The 22,485-nt window shown below is 72.7% G+C and carries 17 protein-coding genes; 12 read left to right on the top strand and 5 right to left on the bottom strand.

Annotated elements, in window-relative coordinates; genetic code table 11:
• The first annotated feature begins 126 nt into the window (after positions 1–126).
• Together FHU30_RS04405 and FHU30_RS04400 are read left to right on the top strand one after the other, a co-directional pair.
• Positions 127–843 (top strand): sigma-70 family RNA polymerase sigma factor, encoded by a 717-nt coding sequence (locus FHU30_RS04405; protein WP_301322563.1) that lies wholly within the window; start codon positions 127–129, stop codon positions 841–843.
• Positions 840–1,700 (top strand): hypothetical protein, encoded by an 861-nt coding sequence (locus FHU30_RS04400; protein WP_253871773.1) that lies wholly within the window; start codon positions 840–842, stop codon positions 1,698–1,700. Before FHU30_RS04405 ends, FHU30_RS04400 begins: the two co-directional genes overlap by 4 nt.
• A gap of 9 nt (positions 1,701–1,709) precedes the next feature.
• Here FHU30_RS04400 and FHU30_RS04395 read toward each other — a convergent pair whose 3' ends face one another.
• Entirely contained in the window at positions 1,710–2,093 is a 384-nt protein-coding gene (locus FHU30_RS04395) for a DUF5319 domain-containing protein (RefSeq protein ID WP_026415270.1), read from the bottom strand.
• Positions 2,094–2,388: 295 nt separating this feature from the next.
• Between FHU30_RS04395 and guaB the strand changes: the two genes are divergently transcribed.
• From guaB to FHU30_RS04375, 4 genes are all read left to right on the top strand, one after another.
• A complete protein-coding gene (gene guaB / locus FHU30_RS04390; RefSeq protein ID WP_253871771.1) occupies positions 2,389–3,888 on the top strand; it encodes an IMP dehydrogenase in 1,500 nt (499 codons plus the stop codon).
• Between the two features lie 129 nt (positions 3,889–4,017).
• Positions 4,018–5,127 carry a GuaB3 family IMP dehydrogenase-related protein gene (locus FHU30_RS04385; protein ID WP_253871926.1) on the top strand — a complete coding sequence of 370 codons (1,110 nt, stop codon included), beginning with the start codon at positions 4,018–4,020 and terminating at the stop codon, positions 5,125–5,127.
• Between the two features lie 143 nt (positions 5,128–5,270).
• On the top strand, positions 5,271–7,010 hold the full coding sequence (glpD, locus tag FHU30_RS04380) for a glycerol-3-phosphate dehydrogenase (protein WP_253871770.1): 1,740 nt from the start codon (positions 5,271–5,273) through the stop codon (positions 7,008–7,010).
• Between the two features lie 218 nt (positions 7,011–7,228).
• Positions 7,229–8,527 carry a phospholipase D-like domain-containing protein gene (locus FHU30_RS04375; RefSeq protein ID WP_253871768.1) on the top strand — a complete coding sequence of 433 codons (1,299 nt, stop codon included), beginning with the start codon at positions 7,229–7,231 and terminating at the stop codon, positions 8,525–8,527.
• A 55-nt stretch (positions 8,528–8,582) separates the two neighbouring features.
• Here FHU30_RS04375 and FHU30_RS04370 read toward each other — a convergent pair whose 3' ends face one another.
• Entirely contained in the window at positions 8,583–9,431 is an 849-nt protein-coding gene (locus FHU30_RS04370) for a TetR/AcrR family transcriptional regulator (protein ID WP_253871767.1), read from the bottom strand.
• Between the two features lie 265 nt (positions 9,432–9,696).
• Between FHU30_RS04370 and FHU30_RS04365 the strand changes: the two genes are divergently transcribed.
• The 3 genes from FHU30_RS04365 to FHU30_RS04355 all read left to right on the top strand — a co-directional run bounded on the left by FHU30_RS04365 (position 9,697) and on the right by FHU30_RS04355 (position 13,429).
• Positions 9,697–11,280 (top strand): succinic semialdehyde dehydrogenase, encoded by a 1,584-nt coding sequence (locus tag FHU30_RS04365; protein WP_253871764.1) that lies wholly within the window; start codon positions 9,697–9,699, stop codon positions 11,278–11,280.
• 18 nt (positions 11,281–11,298) lie between these two features.
• Positions 11,299–13,056 (top strand): FAD-dependent oxidoreductase, encoded by a 1,758-nt coding sequence (locus FHU30_RS04360; protein WP_253871756.1) that lies wholly within the window; start codon positions 11,299–11,301, stop codon positions 13,054–13,056.
• A gap of 181 nt (positions 13,057–13,237) precedes the next feature.
• Entirely contained in the window at positions 13,238–13,429 is a 192-nt protein-coding gene (locus FHU30_RS04355) for a DUF1059 domain-containing protein (protein WP_253871753.1), read from the top strand.
• A 50-nt stretch (positions 13,430–13,479) separates the two neighbouring features.
• Here the strand turns inward: FHU30_RS04355 and FHU30_RS04350 are convergent, their stop codons facing one another.
• Positions 13,480–14,562, bottom strand: a complete 1,083-nt coding sequence (locus FHU30_RS04350; protein WP_253871751.1) for a zinc metalloprotease — start codon at positions 14,560–14,562, stop codon at positions 13,480–13,482.
• Positions 14,563–14,918: 356 nt separating this feature from the next.
• On the opposite strand from FHU30_RS04350, the gene guaA reads away from it, so the two are divergent.
• On the top strand, positions 14,919–16,484 hold the full coding sequence (gene guaA / locus FHU30_RS04345; protein ID WP_372503839.1) for a glutamine-hydrolyzing GMP synthase: 1,566 nt from the start codon (positions 14,919–14,921) through the stop codon (positions 16,482–16,484).
• Between the two features lie 180 nt (positions 16,485–16,664).
• On the opposite strand, the gene ahpD is transcribed toward guaA, so the two are convergent.
• Both ahpD and FHU30_RS04335 read right to left on the bottom strand, forming a co-directional pair.
• Positions 16,665–17,207: an alkylhydroperoxidase, AhpD family gene (ahpD, locus tag FHU30_RS04340; protein ID WP_253871749.1), complete on the bottom strand. Its 543-nt coding sequence runs from the start codon at positions 17,205–17,207 to the stop codon at positions 16,665–16,667.
• Between the two features lie 96 nt (positions 17,208–17,303).
• Positions 17,304–17,858 carry a peroxiredoxin gene (locus FHU30_RS04335; RefSeq protein WP_253871746.1) on the bottom strand — a complete coding sequence of 185 codons (555 nt, stop codon included), beginning with the start codon at positions 17,856–17,858 and terminating at the stop codon, positions 17,304–17,306.
• A 176-nt stretch (positions 17,859–18,034) separates the two neighbouring features.
• On the opposite strand from FHU30_RS04335, the gene FHU30_RS04330 reads away from it, so the two are divergent.
• Both FHU30_RS04330 and FHU30_RS04325 read left to right on the top strand, forming a co-directional pair.
• Positions 18,035–18,961 carry a LysR substrate-binding domain-containing protein gene (locus FHU30_RS04330; protein WP_253871743.1) on the top strand — a complete coding sequence of 309 codons (927 nt, stop codon included), beginning with the start codon at positions 18,035–18,037 and terminating at the stop codon, positions 18,959–18,961.
• Positions 18,962–19,123: 162 nt separating this feature from the next.
• The gene (locus tag FHU30_RS04325; protein WP_253871740.1) at positions 19,124–22,480 is read left to right on the top strand and encodes a bifunctional glycosyltransferase/CDP-glycerol:glycerophosphate glycerophosphotransferase; all 3,357 of its coding nucleotides are present in this window, start codon (positions 19,124–19,126) and stop codon (positions 22,478–22,480) included.
• The last annotated feature ends 5 nt before the right edge of the window (positions 22,481–22,485 follow it).

Below are 22,485 nucleotides of genomic sequence, written 5' to 3'. Positions count from 1 at the left end.
GGGGAGGCCCGAGCTACGTGGCGGGGTCGGGTGACCGCGTTTCGTGGCATTCGGGCGGGTCGTCCGTGCACTGTGACCATTCCGTTGCCGTGGACAGTGGAGACAGGTCCGGGGACGCTGGGCATCATGCTCTACGTGACCGAGGGATGCTTCGCCGGGACGACGACCGCGCGCGCTACCGAACCCTCGGGGGGTCCGGCGCCGCCGGCGCCCGCCGACGGCGGGCACGAGGGGCGGGTGCTGCGGCCCGTCCCGGGGCGGGTGCCGCGTCCCGCCGGACCGCCGGACGGGGACCTGCGCGAGCTGACCAGCCTCGCCGTGCAGGGCGACCCGGCCGCGATCGAGGTGCTGATCGCCGAGGTGCGGCCGATGGTCGTGCGCTACTGCCGGGCCCGGCTCGGCCGGGTGTCCGGGCAGTACCACATCGCCGACGACGTGGCGCAGGAGGTCTGCATCGCGGTGCTGTCGGCGCTGCCGCGCTACCGCGACATGGGGCGCCCGTTCGCCTCGTTCGTGTTCGGCATCGCCGCGCACAAGATCGCCGACGCGCTGCGCAGCGCGGTCCGCGCCGCCGTCCCCACCGAGGACCTGCCGGACGGCCCGGACGAGGGCCCCGGCCCCGAGGAGACGGTCGTCCGCTACATCGAGGCGCAGCGCGCCCGCGACCTGCTCACCCGGCTCCCCGACCACCAGCGCGAGCTGGTGCTGCTGCGGGTGGTGGCCGGGCTGTCGGCGGAGGAGACCGGCAACGTGCTCGGCATGTCCGCGGGGGCGGTCCGCGTCGCCCAGCACCGCGCCCTCGCCCGGCTGCGGGCGATGGCACGAGAGGAGTCGATCGCTTGACGGACCGGAGCCGCGGCGCCCCGGACCCGAGCGAGTCCGCCGGCCGGGAGGCCCCGGCCCGCTCGGCCGACCTGCCCGCGCTGTACCGCACCGACGCGCTGATCGAGGCCCTCGCGGCCCGCGCCGTCGCCGGTTCCCCGCCGCCCCCGGCTCCGCACCTCCCGCACCTCCCGGCCGACCCGGCGCTCGGCCTGCTCGGCGCCCTGATCGCGGACGTGGACGAGGGACTGACCCGCCCGTCCGCTCCCGTCCGGCCCCGGCTTCAAGGCGAGGCGGACGCGCACCGCTCCGCTGACATGGACCTTCTCCCCGCCGACGTGCCCCCGGACCATCGGGACGGTGATGCGGACGTCCCGCAGCAGCAGGGCGGTGGGCCGTCGCGGCGTGGGCCGCGGACGATCGTGGCGCTTGGTGTGGCGGGCGCGGTGCTGGCCACGACCGGTGTCGCCGCGGCGGGAGGCGGGCTCGTCGAGACGCCGTCGGCCGCGCCCGCGGCGAGGTCCGCCGGGAAGCCCGGACCGTCCCGCGAGGGCAGGTCGGCCAAGGAGGAGAAGTCCGCGCTGCCCCATCCGTCCGCCGGACGGCCGCCGGGGACGCCTCCGACGCGTCCGCACAAGGGGAAGCCAGGTTCGGGCAAGCCGGGCGCGTCCGGGACCGGTTCGCCTTCGCCGCGCAAGACGCCGGACCTTGAGCAGCAGCTCAAGAAGCGGTTGGAAGACCTCCTGCACGGCCGTCCGCAGCGGCAGCCCGCGAAGCAGGACGACCCGGTGGAGGAGACGCGGCGCCGCCTGGACGAGATCCGCAGGCGCGCCGAGCAGCGGATCGACCAGTACCGGGACGACCGTCCGCACTCCTAGCGGGAGGGGTCAGGAGTTGCCCTCTTCGCTGTCGATCACGCCGTCCACGTAGCCGCGGGCGTACTCCCAGCTGACGTAGTCGACCGGGTCGGGGGCCAGGGCGGGCTCGTGCACCCGCGGCAGGCCCTCGTCCAGCAGGTGGCGCAGGTTGCCGTGCAGCAGGTCCCAGTCGATGTAGTGGATCTTGCCGCAGTCGCCGCAGTCCACGGTCAGGCCGCGGACGCCGAGCGGCTCCAGCAGGGCGCGGAAGACCTCCAGGTCGGCGAGGTCGGCGAGCACGTCCTCACGCTCCGCCACGCTGAGCGGAGCGACGTCCTCCCCGGGATCGCCGAGCGAGGCGGCCGGATCCTCCGGGTCGCCGGCGAACGGGTCGAGCGGGGCATCGTCGTGCACGACTCCACGCTACTGCTCCACCCCCGCCGAGGTGCACCCCCCGGTCTCCTCTGTGCGCGAACGCCTACGGCCGGTCACCTCCCGGACGCGCGGGAGGCCCCGTCCCGCAAGGGAATGCGCGGATCGGCGCCGCCGTTGCACTCCGTAATCGGTGTCGCGGCGGCCGTGTCGCGAAAACCACGTCCGGCATGCCGGGAAAGGGCGGGGCGGCGGAACGGCACGCCCTACCATGGAGGCACCGCCGTGACCCCGAGTGACGCCGTGACCTGGTCGGATACCGCGCAAGGAGCCAGTGATGAACCCCGCAGCAGAGCCCGCCAAGTTCCTCCCGACAGGGCTGACCTTCGACGACGTGCTGCTGCTGCCGGGCTATTCGGACATGCAGCCCGGCGAGGCCGACACCACGACCCGGCTGACCCGCGACATCTCGCTGCGCATCCCGCTGGTGTCGGCCGCGATGGACACCGTCACCGAGGCGCGCACCGCGGTCGCGATGGCCCGCCAGGGCGGCATCGGCGTGCTGCACCGCAACATGTCGATCGAGGAGCAGGCGACCGAGGCGGACAAGGTCAAGCGGTCCGAGGCCGGGATGATCACCAACCCGGTGACCTGCCTGCCGGACGCCACGCTCGCCGACGTCGAGGCGATGTGCGCCCGGTACCGGATCTCCGGCGTCCCGGTGACCGACGTGCGCGGCGTGCTGGTCGGCATCGTGACCAACCGCGACATGCGCTTCGAGACCGACCTGTCCCGGCCCGTCCGCGAGGTGATGACGGCGATGCCGCTGGTCACCGCGCCGGTGGACGTGGCCAAGGACGAGGCGTTCCGGCTGCTGGCCACCAACAAGATCGAGAAGCTGCCGCTGGTGGACGACCAGAACCGGCTGCGCGGCCTGATCACGGTCAAGGACTTCACCAAGAGCGAGCAGTACCCGGTGTCCAGCAAGGACGCCGAGGGCCGGCTGCTGGTCGCCGCCGCGGTAGGCGTCGGCGAGGACGCGGTGCGCCGCGCGGAGGCGCTGATCGAGGCGGGCACCGACGTCGTCATCGTCGACACCGCGCACGGCCACTCCAAGGGCGTCGCCGACACGATCGCCGCGATCAAGGCGGGCGCGCCGCAGGTGCAGGTCGTCGGCGGCAACATCGCGACCTACGCGGGCGCGAAGGCCCTGGTCGAGGCGGGCGCGGACGCGGTGAAGGTCGGCGTCGGGCCGGGCTCGATCTGTACCACCCGCGTGGTCGCCGGGGTCGGCGTCCCGCAGCTCACCGCCATCTTCGAGGCGGCCCGGGCGGCCAAGGAGGCCGGCGTCCCGGTGATCGGCGACGGCGGCATCCAGTACTCCGGCGACATCGCCAAGGCGCTCGTCGCGGGCGCCGACACGGTCATGCTCGGCAGCCTGCTCGCGGGCATCGAGGAGTCGCCCGGCGAGCTGATCTTCGTGCACGGCAAGCAGTACAAGTCGTACCGGGGCATGGGCTCGCTCGGCGCGATGCGCAACCGCGAGCGCGGCGGCTCCTACTCCAAGGACCGGTACGCCCAGGCGGACGTGTCGTCCGAGGAGAAGCTGATCCCCGAGGGCGTCGAGGGCCAGGTGCCCTACCGCGGCCCGCTCGCCAACGTCGCGCACCAGCTCGTCGGCGGCCTGCACCAGTCGATGTGGTACGCGGGCACCCGCACCATCCCCGAGCTCCAGGAGCGCGGCCAGCTGATGCGCATCTCCAGCGCCGGCCTGCGGGAGAGCCACCCGCACGACATCCAGATGACCGTGGAGGCCCCGAACTACCAGGGCCGCTGACCGGCGGTAGTCTCACGGGCGTGTTCTCCGGTCTCGCGGGGAATGCCGTAGACCGTGGCGCCCGCCCTTCCGGCGGGCGCCGCGAAGCGACACCACGACTGGGGAAAAGGAAGCGCTGTGGCTGCTGAGGTGGAGATCGGCCGGGGCAAGAGCGGCCGCCGGGCCTACGCGTTCGACGAGATCGGGATCGTGCCGTCCCGCCGGACGCGCGACCCCGAGGAGGTCAGCGTCGCCTGGCAGATCGACGCCTACCGGTTCGAGATGCCGCTGGTCGTGGCGCCGATGGACAGCGTCGTGTCGCCCGCGACGGCGATCGCGGTCGGCCGCCTCGGCGGCTTGGCCGTGCTCGACCTCGAAGGGCTGTGGACCCGGTACGAGAGCCCCGAGCCGCTGCTCGCCGAGATCGCCTCGCTGGACGACGTCCGCGCCACCCAGCGGCTGCAGGAGATCTACTCCGCGCCGATCAAGGAGGAGCTGATCGGCCGCCGGATCGCCGAGGTCCGGGAGGCGGGCGTGACGGTCGCGGCGCGGCTGTCCCCGCAGCGCACCGCGCAGTTCCACAAGGCCGTGATCGACGCGGGTGTGGACCTGTTCGTCATCCGCGGCACCACGGTCTCGGCCGAGCACGTGTCCGGGCGCGCCGAGCCGCTGAACCTCAAGCAGTTCATCTACGACCTGGACGTCCCGGTCATCGTGGGCGGCTGCTCCACCTACACCGCCGCCCTGCACCTGATGCGGACGGGCGCGGCGGGCGTGCTGGTCGGCTTCGGCGGCGGCTCGGGGCACACCACCCGGACCGTCCTCGGCGTGGCCGTCCCGATGGCGACCGCGGTGGCCGACGTCGCCGCCGCGCGCCGCGACTACATGGACGAGTCGGGCGGCCGCTACGTGCACGTCATCGCGGACGGCGGCATGACCAACTCCGGGGAGATCGCCAAGGCGTTCGCCTGCGGCTCCGACGCGGTCATGGTCGGCTCGCCGTTCGCCCGCTCCACCGAGGCGCCGGGCCGCGGCTACCACTGGGGCTCCGAGGCGCACCACGGCGACGTCCCGCGCGGCACCCGCCTGGACCTCGGCACGATCGGCACGCTGGAGCAGATCCTCTATGGGCCTTCTCACGTGGCCGACGGCTCCATGAACCTCATCGGCGCCCTGCGCCGGTCCATGGCGACGGCCGGTTACACCGAGCTGAAGGACTTCCAGCGCGTCCAGGTGGTCGTCGCCCCGCACGGCCACTGACCTGGGCGGATCCCCTGGCGCGTGCCCCCGGTGGGGTAAGGGCCCCCTGACACTCGGGGAAGTGGTGGTTCACAGGTGGTGAGCTCCCTACTGTTGGGTAGGTAATGCTCCGGACGACGGGTGAACCAAGGGGGAGAGAGTCCATGACGGGATCACCGGTGACCGCTCTGGGCAGCTCGCGGCTCGGGCCCGCCGAGCGCGCGGCGGCCCTGGACGAGATGGTCCGCGACGAGTACGACGTCGTGGTGGTCGGCGGTGGCATCGTCGGCGCGGGCGCGGCGCTGGACGCCGCGACCCGCGGGCTGTCGGTGGCGGTGGTCGAGGCGCGGGACTTCGCCTCGGGCACGTCGTCGCGCTCGTCCAAGCTCATCCACGGCGGGCTGCGCTACCTGGAGCAGTACAACTTCGAGCTGGTCCGGGAGGCGCTGACCGAGCGCAGCCTGCTGCTCCAGCAGATCGCGCCGCACCTGGTGCGGCCGGTGCCGTTCCTGCTGCCGACCACGCACCACGTCTGGGAGCGCGGCTACTTCGGCGCGGGCGTGGCGCTCTACGACCTGCTGTCGTTGCAGATGGGCCTCTCCCGAGGTGTTCCCCACCACCGGCACCTGACCCGGCGCGGCGCTAAGAAGCTCGCGCCGTCCCTGCGCAAGGACGCTTTCACTGGAGCGATCCAATACTGGGACGCCCAGATGGACGACGCCCGCTACGTGATGACGGTGCTGCGCACGGCCGCCGAGTACGGCGCGCGGATCGCCTCGCGCACGCAGGTCACCGGCTTCCTGCGGGAGGGCGAGCGGGTCACCGGCGTGAAGATCCGCGACCTGGAGACCGGCACCACCGGCGAGGTCCGCGGCAAGCAGGTCGTGAACGCGACCGGCGTGTGGACCGACGACATCCAGGAGCTGGTCGGCGGGCGCGGCCAGATCCACGTCAAGGCGTCCAAGGGCATCCACCTGGTCGTCCCGAAGGACCGCATCCACTCGGCCACCGGGATCATCCTGCGCACCGAGAAGTCCGTGCTGTTCGTCATCCCGTGGGGACGGCACTGGATCATCGGCACCACCGACACCGCCTGGGACCTGGACCGCGCGCACCCGGCCGCGTCCAAGGCCGACATCGACTACGTCCTCGACCACGTCAACGCCGTCCTGACCACGCCGCTCACGCACGACGACGTGGAGGGCGTGTACGCGGGCCTGCGGCCGCTGCTGACCGGCGAGACCGACGAGACGTCCAAGCTGTCGCGCGAGCACGTCGTCGCGCACCCGGTGCCGGGCCTGGTGCTGGTGGCGGGCGGCAAGTTCACCACCTACCGGGTGATGGCCAAGGACGCGATCGACGCCGTGGTGCACGGCCTGGACGGCAAGATCGCCGAGTCCTGCACCGACCGGGTCGCGCTGGTCGGCGGGGACGGGTTCGTCCCGATGTGGAACGCGCGGCACCGCCTCGCGGCCCGCTCCGGCCTGCACGTCGCCCGGATCGAGCACCTGCTGCACCGCTACGGCACGCTGACCGACGACCTGCTCCGGCTGATCGCCGAGAAGCCCGACCTCGGCGAGCCGCTGGCCGGCGCGGACGACTACCTGCGCGCCGAGATCATCTACGCCGCCACGCACGAGGGCGCCCGGCACCTGAACGACGTGCTCGCCCGCCGCACCCGGATCTCCATCGAGACCTGGGACCGCGGTGTCGGCGCCGCCCAGGAGGCCGCCGACCTGCTGGCGCCCGTCCTCGGCTGGTCCAAGCGGCAGCGCGACCGCGAGATCGAGTACTACCGCAAGCGCATCGAGGCCGAGCGCGACTCGCAGACTCAGGAAGGCGACCAGGAGGCCGACGCGCGCCGCCGCGGCGCCCCCGACATCGTCCCCGTGACCGCCCCCTAGCCGCGTCTGGACCCCACGCAGCACCCGTCCGAACCTGCGCAGCACCCGTCCGAACGCCACGCCCTCACCTGCCGCTAGGCGGGTGAGGGCGTTGTTGTCATGGATGGATGAGAAATGGGGTGGTGAGTGCTAAAAACTGTCGCTTCTGAGGGATTTTCCGGGGCGCGAAACGTTGGTAATGTCCCGATCTCATGTGTTCGGTGGGACGGGGGAGTCTCTTGCGGCGTGTCGCCCTGGTATCGAGCGGTCTGGCGGTCGCGGTCGCGGTGAGCGTCGCCGACGGTGCGTCCGCTTCGGCGCGGACCGCGCCGCTGCTCGCGGGGCATCCGGCGACGGGTGCGGTCGGGGCGCGGCTCGCGGCGGCCACGCCGGGCGAGGTGTCCAGCGCCAAGCGGCGGCGGGTCTACGTCACCCAGGGGCCGCGCTTCAACCTGCCGAGCAAGGACAAGCGCAAGGCCGGCGCGCTCGACCTCTACATCAAGAGCCTGATCCGGCACGCGCCGCCGAAGTCGGAGATCGACGTCGCGGTGTTCCGGCTGCGCGAGCCCGGCATGGCGAAGGAACTGGTCGCGGCCAAGAAGCGCAAGGTCAAGGTGCGCGTCGTCGTCGACCACGACTCGCTCGGCGAGAAGCGCGGCGTCTACAACTACCTGGCCCGCAACCTCGGGACGAGCACGAAGCGGTCGTCCTGGATCACGCTCTGCCCGGCGAACCGCGGGTGCATCGCGCCGTCCGCCAAGGGCGTCTGGGGCAAGAACCACAACAAGTTCTACGCGTTCTCGCGGACGTTCGACTCGCGGAACGTGGTCGTCCAGACGTCCGGCAACGCGACCGGCGGCATGTACGCGACCTACAACGACGCCTACACGCTGGTCGACAGCAAGCTCTACCGGGCCTACCGCTGGTACTTCTACGCGCTGGCCAAGCACCGGTCGAACGGCAACTTCTACCGGCAGGTGTGGTCCGGTAAGCGGGCGGTCTCCTTCTTCCCAAAGGCCAACGGCGATCCGATCGTGGACGTCCTGAACCGCGTGCAGTGCTGGCGCGGGACGAAGATCCGCCTGTCCAGCGGCATCTTCAGCCGGACCGAGGTCGCGCAGGCCCTGGCCCGGCTGGACGACCAGGGCTGCGACGTCCAGGTGGTCGCCGCGACCTTCAGCTCCAGCACCCTGAAGGCCCTGGCGAAGCCCGGACGCCACGGCGGCGCGAACGTGCACTACTTCACCGGGTCGTCGGCCAACAAGGCCCACTCGAAGTACCTGCTGATCGACGGGTACTACAACGGGAAGCGGCACCGCCTGATCCTCACCGGCAGCCACAGCTACACGGTGGACGCGCTGCGGCACAACGACGAGGCCATGCTGGCCCTCATGGACAGCTCGGCCTACTCCCGGTACACCGCCAACTTCGCCAAGGTCTTCGGCGCGGCGCGCGGCAAGCTCTGGATCATGCCGGGCGTCCAGTCCCAGGGCAACGTCCCCACGTCCCCTGAAGGCACGTCCGACTACGACTACTGACGCACGGCGAACGGCCCCGGCATCGTGACGCGGTGCCGGGGCCGTTCGCGTCCGCTCAGTCGGCGCCGAGGATGAGGCGCATCGCGGTGCCGTAGAGGTCGGCGGGGACGCGGTCGGGGTCGAGCAGGTGCTGGAAGGCCAGGCCGGCGTCCAGCGCGATCGCCAGCGTGGCGCGGTCGCGCGGGGAGATTCCGCCTGTGTCGGTGAGCTCGCCGGCGAGGTTGTCACGGCACTCGGCGTACCAGTCGGCGATGCGCCAGCCCGCGGCGTAGTCGCGCATGCCGAAGAGCCAGAACTCGACCAGCAGCAGCCCGGTCAGGCGCGCCTGCTCGCCCTCCAGGCGGCGCCGGTAGGCGAGGCCCGCGCGCTGGTACCGCTCCTCCGGCGGACGGCTGGTGTCCCGGAGCTCGGCGCAGGCGCCGGTTCCGATGCGTTCGCGCGTGTAGTGCTCCAGCAGGGCGAGCAGCAGGTCGGTCTTGCCCGCGAAGTTCGAGTAGACCGCGCCCTTGGTCAGTCCCGCGGCGGCCGCCACGTCGTCCAGGGACGCGCCGTGGATGCCGTGCTCGGCCCACAGCCGCTCGGCCGCCTCCAGCAGCGCGGCCCGTGTCCGCTCGCGCTTCTCGCGCCGCGTGGACCGTTCACGCGGCGGGACGGGGCCGTCCCGCCGCCCGGACCGCTCGCGCGGAACGGGCGGACCCTCCCCGCTCGCCGAAGGCTCATGCCGCCCCGGGGCGGGGGCGTGGCGGCGGTTCTGGCCGGCGGGGGTGTGGTCGCCCTCCTGGGGGTGGGTGCCGGGGGCCGGTGCGGGGGCCCGGCGGGCGGACGGGGGCCGTGCGGCGGGGGCGGGGGGCCGCGGCTGGTCGGACGCGTCGTCCTGGTCGGGTGCGCCGCCTGTGAACGTCATGTGGGGTTCCCTCTCCTCGGGCACGCTGCCGCCAGGGCCCCGGCCGGGCGGCAGCGGACGGCCTGGGCGGCGCGACGGCGACGCGCCTGTCTCTCCTCCTGAATCCGGCATACACCGAAGGGGCGGGCCGGGTCTCGGCAAATGCGCGATCCGGTCGTCCTGGAACGTTCCGTTCGTCCGGGGGTGAGATGTGCGGCAATTCACGGGAAGCAAGTCGTTACTGGTGGGTAGCGAGCGGGTGCGGCGCCGACATAGTCTGGCGGGCATGGCATCTCCGACGGTTCCCGCCCAGGGGGCGGCCGCGCACCGGCTGCCGCAGCAGAAGATCGACCGGCTGGCCTCGCACATCGCGTCCGGAGAGGGCTCGCCCACGGCGACCATCCCGACACCCTTCACCGGTGAGCCGCTCGCGACTCTGCCGCTGTCCACGGCGGGCGACGTCGCGCGCGCGTACGAGAAGGCCCGGCGCGTCCAGAAGGAGTGGGCCGCGCTGCCCGTCCGGGACCGCGTCAAGCCGTTCCTCGCCCTGCCGGACGCGCTGGTGGCGCGCCGCTCGGAGATCCTCGACATCATCCAGCTGGAGACCGGCAAGGCCCGGCGGCACGCGATGGAGGAGTTCCTCGACGTCGCGCTCTGCTCGCTGCACTACGCCCGCCGCGCGGAGAAGCTGCTGAAGCCGCAGCGCCGCCGCAGCACGATGCCCGGCCTCACGCGCGTGCAGGAGCTGCGCCACCCGAAGGGCGTCGTCGCGCTCATCTCGCCGTGGAACTACCCGTTCTCGCTCGGCGCGTCCGACATCGTCCCGGCGCTGCTGGCCGGGAACGCCGTCATCCACAAGCCGGACACCCAGACCTGCCTGTCCAGCCTCTGGGTGCTGGACCTGCTGGTCTCGCTCGGCCTGCCGCGCGACCTGTGGCAGGTCGTGATCGGCGACCCGGCGGAGATCGGCGATCCGCTGCTGGACGCCGCCGACTACGTCTCGTTCACCGGGTCCACCCGCGGCGGCAAGGCGATCGCCGAGCGCGTCGCGCCGCGGCTGGTGTCGTACTCGCTGGAGCTCGGCGGCAAGAACCCGATGATCGTCCTGGACGACGCGGACGTCGAGCGCGCCGCCCGCGGCGCCGTCCGGGCGTGCTTCACCAACGCCGGGCAGCTGTGCATCTCGATCGAGCGCCTCTACGTGCACGAGGCGGTCTACGACCGGTTCGTCCCGCGCTTCGTCGAGCTGGTCAAGGGCATGGAGCTGGGCACCGGCCTGGACTTCAAGGCGTCCATGGGGTCGCTGACCTTCCAGCGGCAGCTCGACAACGTCACCGCGCATGTCGACCAGGCCGTCAAGGCCGGCGCGACGGTCCTCGCGGGCGGGAAGGCGCGGCCGGACGTCGGCCCGCTGTTCTACGAGCCGACCGTCCTCACCGGCGTCACCACCGACATGGACCTGTGCGCCAGCGAGACGTTCGGCCCGGTCGTGTCGGTCTACAAGTACTCCGACGTGGACGAGGTCATCGACCGCGCGAACGACACCCCGTACGGGCTCAACGCGTCCGTCTGGACGAAGGACACCGCGCGCGGCCGCCGGATCGCCGCCCGCATCCAGGCCGGCACCGTGAACGTGAACGACGGCTACGGCGCCGCGTTCATCTCCTACGACGCGCCCATGGGCGGCTTCAAGCAGTCCGGAGTCGGCCGCCGGCACGGTTCCGAGGGCCTGCTGAAGTTCACCGAGCCGCAGACGGTCGCCAGCCAGCACTGGATGGACCTCGAACCTCCGGGCGGCCTCGGCTACGACACGTTCGCCGACCTGCTGGCGAACAGCGTCAAGGTCATGAAGAAGCTCCGGATCAAGTAGACGGGACGGGCGCGGGCGATGCACGACTACGACGTCCTGGTCATCGGGTCGGGGTTCGGCGGCAGCGTGACCGCGCTGCGGCTGACCGAGAAGGGCTACAAGGTCGGTGTGATCGAGGCGGGCCGCCGCTTCGACACCGGCCAGAGCGGCGGCGGGAAGGGCGCCGGGTCGCGGCACCCGGGCCTGCCGAAGACCAACTGGCGCGTGTCCCGGTACATCTGGGCGCCCGCGCTCGGGCTCACCGGGATGCAGCGCATCCACCTCGTCCGGGGCCGCAAGGCGAGCCGGGTCATGGTGCTCGCGGGCGCCGGGGTCGGCGGCGGGTCGCTGAACTATGCCAACACCCTCTACGTCCCGCCGGAGCCGTTCTTCCGCGACCGGCAGTGGGCGCACATCACCGACTGGCAGGCCGAGCTCGCGCCCTACTACGACCAGGCGAAGCGGATGCTCGGGGTCGTCCAGAACCCGACGATCACCGATGCCGACAAGGTGATGCGCAGCGTCGCCGAGCGGATGGGCAAGGGCGACACCTTCGTCCGGACGCCGGTCGGCGTGTTCTTCGGGGACGGCCCGGGCCGCGCGTCCGCCGACCCGTACTTCGGCGGCGCGGGCCCCGAGCGGCGCGGCTGCACCGAGTGCGGCGAGTGCATGGTCGGCTGCCGGCACGGCGCCAAGAACATGCTCACCGAGAACTACCTGTACCTCGCCGAGAAGGCGGGTGCGCGGATCATGCCGCTCAGCCGCGTCGCGCAGGTCACGCCGCTGACCGGCGGCGGGTACTCGGTGGAGATCGTGCGGACGGGCTCGTTCGGCCGCGACCGCAAGACCCTCACCGCCGGGCAGGTCGTGTTCGCCGCCGGGACGTACGGTACGCAGAAGCTCCTGCACAAGCTCAAGACCACCGGCCGCCTCCCCGGCCTGTCCGACCGGCTCGGCCACCTCACCCGGACGAACTCCGAGGCGATCCTCGGCGCGGGACGCCGCAACGGGCACCCCGGCGCGGACTTCTCCCGCGGTGTGGCGATCACCTCGTCCTTCCACCCGACGTCCGACACGCACATCGAGCCCGTCCGGTACGGGAAGGGCTCGAACCTGATGGCGTCGCTCCAGACGCTGCTGGTGGACGGCGACCGGCCCGGCGAGAAGCACAAGCCGCGGTTCCTGAAGTTCCTGCGCGAGGCGCGCAAGCGCCCGGGCGACCTGATCCAGCTCCTCGACGTGCGGCACTGGTCGGAGCGGACGGTCATCGCCCTGGTCATGCAGACCCGGGACAACTCGATCACGCTCCGGCCCAAGCGCGGCCCGCTCGGCTGGGACGTCCGCGCCGAGGCCGGACACGGCGAGCCGAACCCGACCTGGATCCCGGAGGGCCACACCGCCGCGCGCGAGCTGGCCGAGGAGATCGGCGGGATCGCGGGCGGCTCGTGGGGCGACCTGTTCGACATCCCGATGACCGCGCACTTCCTCGGCGGCTGCGTGATCGGGGACTCGGCCGAGACCGGCGTGATCGACCCGTACCACCGCGTCTACGGCCACCCCGGCCTGCACATCGTGGACGGCTCGGCGATCTCGGCGAACCTCGGCGTGAACCCGTCGCTGACCATCACCGCCCAGGCCGAGCGCGCGATGTCGCTGTGGCCGAACAAGGGCGAGGACGACCAGCGCCCGGCCCTCGGCACCCCCTACAAGCGCGTCCCGGCGGTGAGCCCGAAGAACCCGGCCGTCCCCGCGAGCGCCCCGGCCGCCCTGCGCCTGCCCATCGTCGACATCACCTGACGATCACCGCGGCCCGCCCCCGCCCGGACCCCCCTTGTGGCTGCTGACCTGCGGTTTTATCATGGGAGGTGACCGGCCCCGGGGGCGACGCTCCGGCGGAGCGGCCGGAATCGCCCTGCGCGGGGACATGTAGCCACCGCCGCCCGTCCGCTGATCCAAATGGCGGCGGGGAGAGGCAGATATGCGCAAGGTAGCCGATTGCAGAGACTTCCCGAGCGAGATGGACTGCACGCTGACGATCTCCGGCGAGGAGGGTGAGGTCCTGGACGCGGCCGTCGACCACGCGGTCTCCGTCCACGGGCACACCCGCAGCCCGGAGCTGCGCGAGCAGATCCGGGGGATGCTGAAGGACGACGTGCCGCAGCACGCCTGATCCCGGCCCCTTGACCCGCGCCCTCACGGCACTCCCGTGGCGGGCGCGGCTCAGGTTCGGTAGGCCGTGAAGGTCTTGTGGGCGCGGACGCCCTGGCCGCGCGTGAACTGGCGCATGCAGGAGTCCCAGGAGTAGTCCATGAAGTTGTGGATCGGGTCCAGGCCGCGTGCCGGGCAGGTGTCCTTGCCGGTCGGGCAGCCGTTGCTGGCCTCGCGCTCGGGCGGCGTGTCGCCCACGTAGTCGCCGCGTCCCGTGCAGCCGCCCTCGAACGGGTGCAGCAGGCCGAGCCAGTGCCCGGTCTCGTGGACGGCGCTGAACCCGCGGTTGAAGTGGGCGATCGAGCCACCCGGCATGCTGCCGAAGTGGATGACCACACCGTCCATCTTCGGCGCGCCCCGGTACTTCCACGGGAACGTCGACCAGCCGAGCAGGTCGTCGCCCATGTCGGCGCTGTAGAGGTTGAGCGCGGTCGCGCCGCCGCGGTGGAGCCGCGGCTTGTACTGGCCTTCGGTGCCCTCGGGGTTGGAGTACCAGGACCCGTTGTCGGAGCGGCTGATCTGCTTGAGCACGAACGAGAACCCGGTGTCGGCTCCGCCGAGCCTCCCGCCGTAGGCCGCGTTCAGCACCGCGACCTGCTTGCGGACGAGCGTGTCGGGGATGTTGCCGGCCTTCCCGTGGTGCAGCACGTGGAAGTAGACCGGGATGCGCACGTGCCGGGCCAGCGACTCGCGCTCGTCTCCCGTGCCGGGCACCGGGGACGGGCTCTGCAGGACGTTCAGCGGGATGCCCAGCCGCGCGAGCAGCCCGTTCAGCTGGCTTTCGACCGTGGCGGCCTCGCCGGGAGCCGCCACGTTCCGCTCGACGGCGCCGGACCCGGGCACGATCCGCGCGTCCTCCCCGTCCCGCAGGGCCACGACTCGTCCGGGCTTGACGGTTCGTCCGGGCTTGGCGGTGCCCGGCGCCGGACGCGGCGCCCCGTCGCCCCCGGCTTGGACTTGTGTCGCACTGGATCCGGACGTGGCGCATGCGTTCGGAGGCGGCGCGGCGGTTCGGCCGGACGGGACGGGTGGTGCGGACGCGACGGGCAGGGCGGGAGCGGCGGCTAGGAGGACGGTGGCGAGCAGGGACTTCACGGATCTCCTTGGCGGGACGGCCAGGTGTGGCCACGTTGTGTCGTCAACAGGTATCAGAGCGTGGCCTGGTGTGTCCGGAGGGCGGGCCATTCGAACCCGTCCGTTACCGGACAGGGGCGGAGCGTGGCCGCCACCGGCCCCGGCGCGTGCCGGCGGGTGTGTCGACCGCCGGCCCGGCGCGTGTCGCCCGCTGTGCCGACCGCCGGTCCGGCGCGTGTCCCCGGCTGTGCCGACCGCCGGTCCGGCGCGTGTCCCCGGCTGTGCCGACCGCCATGCCGGGTCGGGGCATCAGCGCAGGCAGCGGGCCCCTAAACTGGAGGTCCTCCGCCTCGTCCGTCCCGCGAAAGGCGCTGCCCGTGGCAGTAGACCAGTCCTTTGACACCGTTCTCGTCGTCGACTTCGGCGCGCAGTACGCGCAGCTGATCGCGCGGCGCGTCCGCGAGTGCCATGTGTTCTCCGAGATCGTCCCGTCGACCATGCCGGCGGCGGAGATGCTCGCGAAGAAGCCGAAGGCGATCATCCTGTCCGGCGGCCCGGCCTCGGTGTACGAGGAGGGCGCGCCCGCCGCGCCGGACGGGCTGTTCGAGCTGGGCGTCCCGACGCTGGGGATCTGCTACGGCCACCAGGTGATGGCGCAGGCGCTCGGCGGCACGGTCGCCAACTCCGAGGTCGCCGAGTACGGCGGCGCGGAGATCGCGGTGGCCACGCCGGGCATGCTGTTCGCGGACATGCCCGAGCGGCAGGCGGTGTGGATGTCGCACCGCGACTTCGTGTCGCGCGCGCCGGAGGGCTTCACGGTCACCGCGTCCACCGAGGTCACGCCGGTCGCGGGCATGGAGGACCGGGAGCGCGGGCTGTTCGGCGTGCAGTTCCACCCCGAGGTGCTGCACACCGAGCACGGCATGGAGGTGCTGCGCCGGTTCCTGTACGAGGGCGCGGGCTGCCGGCCCGGCTGGACCATGGTCAACATCGCCGAGGAGGCGATCGAGGAGGTCCGCGCGGCGGTCGGGGACAAGCGGGCGATCTGCGGGCTGTCCGGCGGGGTGGACTCGGCGGTCGCGGCGGCGCTCGTGCAGCGCGCCATCGGCTCCCAGCTGACCTGCGTGTTCGTCGACCACGGGCTGCTGCGCAAGGGCGAGGCCGAGCAGGTCGAGAAGGACTTCGTCGCCGCCACCGGCGTGAACCTGCACGTCGTGGACGCGCAGGACCGGTTCCTGGACGCGCTCGACGGCGTCACCGACCCGGAGACCAAGCGCAAGATCATCGGCCGCGAGTTCATCCGGGTGTTCGAGGAGGCCGCGCGGGAGATCGTCGGCACCTCCGCCGAGGCGGTCGAGTTCCTCGTCCAGGGCACCCTGTACCCGGACGTGGTGGAGTCGGGCGGCGGCACCGGCGCGGCGAACATCAAGTCGCACCACAACGTCGGCGGCCTCCCGGAGGACCTCCAGTTCACCCTGGTCGAGCCGCTGCGCACGCTGTTCAAGGACGAGGTCCGCGCGCTCGGCGAGCAGCTCGGCCTGCCCGCCGAGATCGTCTGGCGGCAGCCGTTCCCGGGCCCGGGCCTGGGCATCCGGATCATCGGCTCGGTCACCCGCGAGCGTCTGGAGATCCTCCGCGAGGCGGACGCGATCGCCCGCGAAGAGCTGACCCGCGCCGGCCTGGACCGGGAGATCTGGCAGTTCCCGGTGGTGCTGCTCGCCGACGTCCGCTCGGTCGGCGTCCAGGGCGACGGCCGCACCTACGGCCACCCGGTCGTGCTGCGCCCCGTCACCAGCGAGGACGCCATGACCGCCGACTGGGCCCGGCTGCCCTACGACGTGCTGTCCCGGATCTCCACCCGGATCACCAACGAGGTCCGCGAGGTCAACCGCGTCGTCGTGGACATCACCAGCAAGCCCCCCGGCACCATCGAGTGGGAGTGACCTCACCCCACTGAAAGCGAACGACCGCGCCCGAGCCTGACGGCTCGGGCGCGGTCGTGTGTTCGCGCGGCGCCCTCAAGGAGCGCTCACGTGGTGCCCTCGGGAGGCGATCAGGTGGCGCGTCGTCTTCTTCAAGCCGAAGGACTTCACCTTCTTCGGCCGCGTGGCGCGCCGGGGGAGTCAGACCGTGGCGGGGGCCAGGGCTTCCTCGGCCTCCAGGGTGAGGGCGGCGGCGTGCACGACGGCGGCGATCTTCAGCGCCTCCTGGATCTGCTCGCGCGGCATGCCCGCGTCGCGGAGCACCTTCTCGTGCGAGTCCAGGCACTTGCCGCAGCCGTTGATGGCCGAGACGGCGAGGCACCACAGCTCGAAGTCGGTCTTCTCGACGCCCGGCTTGCCGATGACGTTCATCCGCAGGCCCGCGCGCAGCGTCTCGTAGGTGTCGTCGCTGAGCAGGTGCGTGGCGCGGTAGTAGATGTTGTTCATCGCCATGATGGACGCGGCGGCCTTGGCCGCGGCGAACGCCTCGGCCGACAGGTAGTCGGCGGCGTCGTCGGCGATCTCGCGCACGACCTGGGCGTTGCGGCTCGCGAGCGCGGAGGCGAGCACCGTGCCCCACAGCTGCTGCTCGGAGAGCGACGAGGTGGTGGTCACCGAGCCGAGGTTCAGCTTGGTGTCCTTGGCGTAGTCGGGGAGGGCGGCCTTCAGCGCGTCGACGCTCATCTCGGGTTCCTTTCGGGACGGCGGCGGCCGGCCGCGGTCGTCCGCGACCGGCCGCATCCACGGGTGCCGCGCGTCACGCGGCGGTCAGGCTGGTGGTCAGGCGTTCGCCATCAGGCTGGCGGCGTCCAGCGTGGCCTCGCCCTTGTTCCAGTTGCAGGGGCACAGCTCGTCGCTCTGCAGCGCGTCGAGGACCCGCAGGACCTCCTTGACGTTGCGGCCGACCGAGCCGGCGGTGACCATCGAGAACTGGATCTCGTTGTTCGGGTCCACGATGAAGGTGGCGCGCTGGGCGACGCCGTCCTCGGTGAGGATGCCGAGCGCGGAGGTCAGCTCGCGGTTCAGGTCCGACAGCATCGGGAACGGCAGCTCGCGCAGGTCCGGGTGGTCCTTGCGCCACGCGAAGTGGACGAACTCGTTGTCGACGGACGCGCCGAGCACCTGGGCGTCGCGGTCGGCGAACTCCTCGTTGAGGCGGCCGAACTCGGCGATCTCGGTCGGACAGATGAAAGTGAAGTCCTTCGGCCAGAAGAACACCACGCGCCACTTGCCCTCGTAGGACTTGTGGTTGATCGTCTCGAAGGCGTTGTCGGCGTCGAGCGACACGCAGGCGGTCAGCTCGTACTCGGGGAACTGGTCTCCGACGGTAAGCACGCAAGGCTCCTTTGGTTGCGACTCCGGAGGGACGGTCCGGGTGAAGCGGGACACGTCCGGGCAGGTCAGCGCGCGGGGAGCAGGGTTCGGCACGCCCCCCGCCGGCCGACGGTGACCAGCGTGCACCAGGTACGGTGAAAAGAGAAATCGGATCAGTGGTGATCGAGTGATAGGAGTTGGCTATCAGCCGTCCGACCGTGGCCCAGCTGCGCGCGTTCCTGGCGCTCGCCGAGTACCTGCACTTCCGGGACGCGGCGGCGGCGCTGCGGATGAGCCAGCCCGCGCTGTCCGGGTCGGTCGCCGCGCTGGAGGAGACGCTGAACACGCAGCTGGTGGAGCGTACGACACGGCGCGTCCTGCTGACACCCGCGGGCGAGCGGGTGGCGCGCCGCGCCGAGACCGTCCTCGCCGAGCTGGACCGGCTGGTCGAGGACGTGGAGGCGGTGCGCGGCCCGCTGGTCGGGCCGCTGCGGCTCGGCGTTATCCCGACCGTCGCCCCGTACCTGCTCCCGGTCGTGCTGCCCCACCTGGCCGAACGCTTTCCCGAGCTGGAGCTGTCGGTGCACGAGGAGCAGACCGGCGAGATCACCGGCGAGCTGCTCGCCGGGCGGCTCGACGTGATCGTGCTCGCGCTGCCCGTCCCGGCGACGGGGGTGACCGAACTCACGCTCTACGACGAGGACTTCGCGCTCGTCGCGCCCGCCGCGATGGACCTGCCGCCGCGGGTCGAGCGCGGCACCCTGAACGAGCTGGACGTGATCCTGCTCAACGAGGGCCACTGCCTGCGCGACCAGGCCCTGGACGTGTGCCGCGAGGTCGGCGCGCGGGCCGGGTCGGCGACCTACGCGACGAGCCTGTCCACGCTGGTGCAGCTCGTCGCGGGCGGGCTCGGCGTGACGCTCGTCCCGGAGACCGCGCTGCCGGTCGAGACCCGCCGCGCGCCCGGCCTCGCCGAGCACCGCTTCGCCGCGCCCGCGCCGTCCCGGCGGATCGGGCTCGGCTACCGCGCCACCTCCCCGCGCGCGGACGACTTCGAGGCGCTCGCCGAGGCGCTCCGCGAAGCCGTCGCCAAGGAATGGCCCGGCCTGCACGCCGCCGCCTGACGCGAAGGGCACTGCCGTCTGACGCGAAGGGCGCTGCCGCGACGCGAAGGCATAACCGCGGGGTTCGGCAGAACCAGGGGCGGGTCAAGACTGGGTCAGGAGGCGTTCTGGCATTCACGATCCCGGTGTGGCCGCTCACCAAGCGTGACCATGCTGGAGTGCATGTCCCCGAAGCTCAGCGTCGTCGTCCCGTTCCGCAACGCCGAGGAGCGCCTGGGCGCTTGCCTGGTGTCGCTGGCCGACCAGCGGCTTCGCGACCTCGAGGTCGTGATGGTGGACGACGGCTCGACCGACGCGGGCGGGGTCGTGGCGAAGGAGGCGGCCGTCCGGGACGTCCGGTTCCGGCTGGTCGAGCAGCCGCCCCGGGGCCTGGACGCGGCCCGGGACGCGGGGGTCGCCGCCGCGTCCGGCGAGCTGCTCGCCTTCGCGGACGCCGAGGAGGCCGTCCCCGCCGGGTTCTACGCCGATCTGGTGGCCGCGCTCGACCGCCGCGGCACCGTCGGCAGCGGCTCCGACCTCGTCGCGCCCGGACCCGTCCCCGCCGACCGGACGACCCTCGCGCGCAACCCCCTCCTGCTGCACGACCTCTCGCTCAGCGGCAAGGTGTTCCGCCGCGCCTTCTGGGACGGCTGCGACCTGGCCTCCGCCAAGGGCGAGCGCTCCCTCGCCGTCCGCGCGCTGGCCCTGGCCGAGGCCATCGACGTCGTGAACACCCCGTCCCCCCGCGACACCAGCACCCGCGACACGAGCCCGCGCGAGGGTGGAGTGGCGGAGCGGGTGGCGGCGGCCGGTGCTGATCGCGACTTTCTGACCTGTGAGGCGCCGGAGGCCGTTCGGGCCTTCGACGAGCACGTGCTCGCGAGGGTCGAGCTTGCCGGGTTGATGTCCCGGCTCGTCCGCGCGGACGAGGCGGAGCGCGCCGAGCTGACCGCGCTCGGCGCGGAGGTCGCCGGACGGCTCGACCCGTCCGTGCCTGCCCGGCTGCCCGCGCTGGCGCGGCTCAAGCTGCACCTGCTCGCGCGCGGCCTGACCGCTGAGCTGGTCGAGGTCGTCCGCTACGAGGAGGCGGGCGACGCCGCGAACGTCCGGGTGGTGCGGCGCGGGCGGCGCGGCCGCTGGTTCGCCGCGCACCCGTACTTCGAGGACGCGTCGCTCGCCGTCCCCGCGCACGTGTACGACGTGACCGACGAGATGCGGCCGGTCGCGCGCGTCGACCGCGCCGTCTGGGCCGGGGACCGGCTGCGCATCGAGGGCCACGCGTACATCCCGATGCTGGACGCAGAGGGCGGCCGGATCCGGCTCTGGCTGCTCGCGAGCCGCCGCCTCGGCCTGGTGCGCGTCCCAGTGAAGCGCGTTCGGCGGCCCGATGTGACCGCCGCGTCGGGGCAGTCCGCGGTGTCCTACGACGCCTCGGGCTTCACCGCCGAGATCGACCCGGACGCGCTGAAGCTGCTCGGCCGCTGGCGCACCGGCGACTGGAGGCTGTGCGTCGACATCGCCACCCGGGGCGTGCACCGCCGGCGGACGCTCGCGCCGCCGAGGACGGGCGAGCGCTGGCCGCTCGACCGCGAGCTGTCCCCGTCCGTTCGGCTCCAGACGGTCGCGGTGGACGGCCGCCAGCTGCTGCGCGTCCGGGCGAACGATGCCGTCCTGACGGGACACGCCCGGAGCGGGCGGAACCTGGAGATCCGGGGGGTGCTGGCCCGCGATCCGGGCGCGAAGGCGTGGCTGACCGCGACCGCGCGCGGCGTCGCGAAGGTGCGCGGGAAGGTCGAGCGGCTCGGCGCGGCCGAGGGCGGCGGCGTCGCGTTCCGCGCGCTGCTCCCGCTCGCCGACCTCACCGCCGTCCGGGCCGACTGGACGTTCGGGATCACGGGCGGGCTGAAGCTCGCCTTCCCGGCCGAGGTCCCGGAGGCCCGGTACGCCCTGCGCGGCACCGAGTTCGCGCTGACCGTGACGCATGCCGGCAACCTCTGCGGGATCACGCGCGCGGCCCATCTCGTCCTGACCGAGGCGCTCTGGCACGCGGACGGCACCCTGCACCTCGCCGGGACCTGCGCCGACCCCGACACCCGCACGGACGCCCTGACCGTCCGGCGGCCGGAGTCGGGGGAGCGGTACGAGGTGCCGCTGACCTGGCAGGGCCCGCTGTTCGTCGGGACGCTCGCGCCGCGCCGGATGCGGTGGCTCGGCCTCGACCGCCCGCTCGTCCCGGGCCGCTGGGAGCTGCTCGCGGACGACCGTCCGCTGCTGGCCGAGCGCCGCGCCGCCGCCGGTCTCCCCGGCCCGCGCACCACCGGACGCCACGAGGTGACGGTCCGGGCGAGCCGGAACGGCAGCGTCACCCTTCGCGTCCGGACGGCCTTGGCCGACGACGAGCGCGGCCCCTACCGGCAGGCGTTGATCCAGCGCCGCGAGTACCCGGCCAAGCGCGCCGAACCCGTTCTCGACCTGGCCCTTTTCGACTCGTACCGGGGACGCCAGTACTCCTGCAACCCGCGCGGCCTCTACGACGAGCTGCGCCGCCGCGGCAGCGGCCTCGACTGCGTCTGGGTGACCCGGAACGGCGACTTCGGCACGCCCGCCGGGGCCCGGACCGTCCTGGCGGGGAGCCGCGAGCACTACGAGGCCGTCGCCCGCGCGCGCTACCTGTTCGGGAACTGGTCGCAGGCCGAGTGGTTCGCCAAGCGCCGCGGCCAGACCTACGTGCAGTGCTGGCACGGCACGCCGCTCAAGCGCCTCGGCTGGGACGTCATGGACATGCCGCACCGGCGCGGCGGGAAGCGCGTCTGGATGGAGCACGACGTCCCGCAATGGGACGTGCTGCTCGCGCAGAACGAGTACTCCGTGCCGCACTTCCGCCGCGCGTTCGACTACGCCGGGGAGGTGCTCGTCACCGGCTACCCGCGCAACGACATCCTCGCCAGCGCGCACCGCGGGCAGATGGCCGACGTGGTGCGGTTCCGGCTGGGCGTCCCGGCCGGCAAGCGGGTCGTCCTGTACGCGCCGACCTGGCGGGACGACGTGCAGACCGGGCGCGGCAGGCTCGCGTACCGGCCCGCGCTCGACCTGGCGCGGCTGTCGGCCGCGCTCGGCCCCGACCACGTCCTGCTGCTGCGCACGCACTACCTCGTCGCCGACCGGGCGCCCGTCCCCGCTGACGGGACGGTCCTCGACGTCTCCGCCTACCCGGACATCGCGGAGCTTTACCTGATCGCGGACGCGCTGGTCACGGACTACTCGTCCGCCATGTTCGACTTCGCGGTCACCGGCGCGCCGATCCTGCTCTACGCCTACGACCTGGAGCGCTACCGCGAGCGGGTGCGCGGCTTCTACTTCGACCTGGAGGCCGAGGCCCCGGGACCGCTCCTCCGCACCCAGGACGACCTGACCGACGCCCTCCGCGCCCTGGACGACGTCCCCGCGGCGTACGCCGAGCGGTACGCGGGCTTCCGCGACCGGTACTGCCCGCACGACGACGGCCACGCCGCCGCGCGCGTCCTCGACGCCGTCCTCTGACCACC

The organism is Actinomadura rupiterrae (genome assembly GCF_024172125.1).
GTDB lineage: Bacteria > Actinomycetota > Actinomycetes > Streptosporangiales > Streptosporangiaceae > Spirillospora > Spirillospora rupiterrae.
The sequence above is the reverse complement of the archived record's forward strand: the minus strand, read 5'-3'. Positions and strand labels throughout refer to the sequence as shown.

Coding starts and splice junctions, on each gene's coding strand:
- FHU30_RS04405 (WP_301322563.1), top strand. CDS start 127: ATGCTCTACGTGACCGAGGGATGCTTCGCCGGGACGACGACCGCGCGC.
- guaB (WP_253871771.1), top strand. CDS start 2,389: ATGAACCCCGCAGCAGAGCCCGCCAAGTTCCTCCCGACAGGGCTGACC.
- glpD (WP_253871770.1), top strand. CDS start 5,271: ATGACGGGATCACCGGTGACCGCTCTGGGCAGCTCGCGGCTCGGGCCC.
- FHU30_RS04370 (WP_253871767.1), bottom strand. CDS start 9,431: ATGACGTTCACAGGCGGCGCACCCGACCAGGACGACGCGTCCGACCAG.
- FHU30_RS04365 (WP_253871764.1), top strand. CDS start 9,697: ATGGCATCTCCGACGGTTCCCGCCCAGGGGGCGGCCGCGCACCGGCTG.
- FHU30_RS04360 (WP_253871756.1), top strand. CDS start 11,299: ATGCACGACTACGACGTCCTGGTCATCGGGTCGGGGTTCGGCGGCAGC.
- FHU30_RS04355 (WP_253871753.1), top strand. CDS start 13,238: ATGCGCAAGGTAGCCGATTGCAGAGACTTCCCGAGCGAGATGGACTGC.
- ahpD (WP_253871749.1), bottom strand. CDS start 17,207: ATGAGCGTCGACGCGCTGAAGGCCGCCCTCCCCGACTACGCCAAGGAC.
- FHU30_RS04325 (WP_253871740.1), top strand. CDS start 19,124: ATGTCCCCGAAGCTCAGCGTCGTCGTCCCGTTCCGCAACGCCGAGGAG.